Annotated in this window: 1 protein-coding gene; it reads left to right on the top strand. The window is 43.2% G+C overall.

Annotation, left to right across the window (positions count from 1 at the left end):
* The first annotated feature begins 5 nt into the window (after window positions 1-5).
* The gene (gene sfsA / locus AB4496_RS26080) at window positions 6-764 is read left to right on the top strand and encodes a DNA/RNA nuclease SfsA (RefSeq protein ID WP_009847580.1); all 759 of its coding nucleotides are present in this window, start codon (window positions 6-8) and stop codon (window positions 762-764) included.
* The last annotated feature ends 6 nt before the right edge of the window (window positions 765-770 follow it).

Raw genomic sequence — 770 nt, 5'->3', positions numbered from 1 at the left:
GTAATATGCACTTCAATCCTCCATTAGAGCCAGCGACTCTTATTAAACGCTATAAACGCTTTCTCACTGACATCCAACTTCCAGACGGCAGCGAGCGTACTATCCACTGCGCTAACACCGGAGCGATGACAGGATGTGCGACTCCTGGCAATACGGTGTGGTACTCAACGTCAGACAATGCAAAAAGAAAGTACCCAAACAGCTGGGAGATCTCAGAAACAGACAAAGGTCACCGTATTTGTGTAAATACTGCGCGGGCAAACCAGCTAGCGGTGGAAGCAATTGAAAATGGGACTATAGTTGAACTCTTAGGTTATAACGCGTTACGAACCGAAGTGAAATATGGCAGTGAGAATAGTCGCATTGATATTCTGCTTGAAGATAACGAAAAGCCGCCTTGCTATATCGAAGTAAAAAGCGTCACTTTGCTCGACGAAGAAGTGTCAACTAAGCAACAAATATCAACTAAACAACAAGCGTCGACCGAAGGGCAAGGTTTTTTCCCTGATGCAGTGACAACTAGAGGCCAAAAACATCTGCGAGAACTCACAGAAATGGTCGAATCTGGAAGTAGAGCCGTACTTTTATTCACTGTTTTACATTCAGGCATTGAAAAAGTGTCTGCGGCACACCATATAGACGCCAAATATTCGTTATTACTAAAACAAGCACAAGACGCTGGAGTTGAAGTGCTTTGCTATAAAGCAGAGCTCAGCAGTACTCAAATACAACTAAAACAAGCCGTTGAATTTATCAATAGCTAAGCAAAA

The sequence above is a fragment of the Vibrio sp. 10N.222.46.A1 genome (assembly GCF_041473595.1).
GTDB classification, from domain to species: domain Bacteria; phylum Pseudomonadota; class Gammaproteobacteria; order Enterobacterales; family Vibrionaceae; genus Vibrio; species Vibrio tasmaniensis_A.
Note: the sequence above shows the minus strand (reverse complement) of the source record. Positions and strands in the feature narration are given on the sequence as shown.

Coding starts and splice junctions, on each gene's coding strand:
- sfsA (WP_009847580.1), top strand. CDS start 6: ATGCACTTCAATCCTCCATTAGAGCCAGCGACTCTTATTAAACGCTAT.